Source organism: Streptomyces sp. AC627_RSS907 (genome assembly GCF_019049165.1).
This window is the reverse complement of the sequence record NZ_JAGMUE010000686.1, coordinates 1-585: the sequence shown is the minus strand read 5'-3', so window position 1 is coordinate 585 and position 585 is coordinate 1. Positions and strand designations below refer to the sequence as shown.

1 pseudogene is annotated in these 585 nt (G+C 72.6%); it reads left to right on the top strand.

Annotated features, from left to right (window positions below):
• Positions 1–577: pseudogene (locus KUM32_RS37800) on the top strand (hydantoinase/oxoprolinase family protein); the annotation flags it as partial.
• Between the last annotated feature and the right edge of the window lie 8 nt (positions 578–585).

Below are 585 nucleotides of genomic sequence, written 5' to 3'. Positions count from 1 at the left end.
GCCGTACTTCTTCCTCGACGAGGACCTGGACGGCGGCGACATGGCCGCCAGGCTCGCCGCCATGGAGGAGGAGGGCCTGGCCTCGCTGGCGGCTGAGGGCGTCGTCGCGGACCAGCGCACCGTCCAGCACGCCGTGGACATCCGCTACGCCGCACAGGAGTACACCCTCACCGTGCCGCTCACCGACGCGGCCGAGCCCCGGCGGGAGGACTTCAGGGCGGTGATGGCCGAGCGCTTCGCCGCGATGCACCACAGCCGCTACGGGCACGCCAACCCCGGGGCGCCGATCGAGTTCGTCACCCTGCGCGGCACCGCCCTCGGCGACCTCGGTCGCGCCGAGCCCGAGCCGCTGGAGAAGGCGGACGGGCCGAACTTCCCGCACCGCACCCGCCCGGTCGTCTTCGGCGGCCGGGAGACCGAGTCCGTCGTCGTACACCGCGACGACCTGCGGGCGGGGCACCGCTTCGAGGGGCCGGCGGTCATCGTCGAGGCCACCGCCACCAGCGTCGTACCGCCCGGGTACGACGTGAGCGTGGACGAGATCGGCTCACTGATCATCCGAGTGAAGGGCAAGTGATGACCACC